The sequence below is a fragment of the Vibrio sp. 704 genome (genome assembly GCF_033339295.1).
Genome location: NZ_JAWOUH010000684.1, coordinates 1 through 602 on the forward strand (window position 1 = coordinate 1; position 602 = coordinate 602).

Below are 602 nucleotides of genomic sequence, written 5' to 3' on the forward strand. Positions count from 1 at the left end.
GACGATTTCTGCAGGATTCATTCTCTCTCCTTCATCAACCGTAACTCAGCACTAAGCCGTGCGTGAGTTTTGTCCAGCCATCAAGCAAAACGAAAAGCAGTAACTTGAAGGGCAGAGAAATGGTCATCGGTGACACCATCATCATCCCCATTGCGAGCAGAATATTGGAAACAATCAAATCGATAGCGATAAACGGCAAGTAGAGTAGGAAGCCGATTTCAAAAGCCCGCGTTAACTCGCTGACCGTAAATGCAGGCAGCAACAGCAATAAGCTGTCGGATTCCAAACGGTCCACGTATTTTTGCGGCCACAGTGTGCGTGCTGCGTCGGTAAAAAATATCGCTTCGGTTTCACGAATGTGCTTTTTCAAAAACTCGCGATACGGCTGTAAACCACTTTCAATCAGGCCCTCAACGCTGGCTGAGTCTTCCAAAGAAATGTCGTGCTGTTTTACGTAATCGTACGTTTCAAAGCCAACCGGTGCCATGATGAAAATCGACAAAATGATCGCCAAGCCATACAGCGCCATATTCGGCGGAATCTGTTGTACGCCAAGCGCATTTCGCAGCAGCGAAAACACGACCGCGAGTTTCACAAATGAG

General features: G+C 47.5%; 1 protein-coding gene. It reads right to left on the minus strand.

Annotated features, from left to right (window positions below; genetic code table 11):
- Window positions 1-34: 34 nt before the first annotated feature.
- On the minus strand, window positions 35-602 hold a 568-nt coding region (vscR, locus tag R7R24_RS28500; protein WP_276469341.1), incomplete at its 5' end, for a SctR family type III secretion system export apparatus subunit VscR.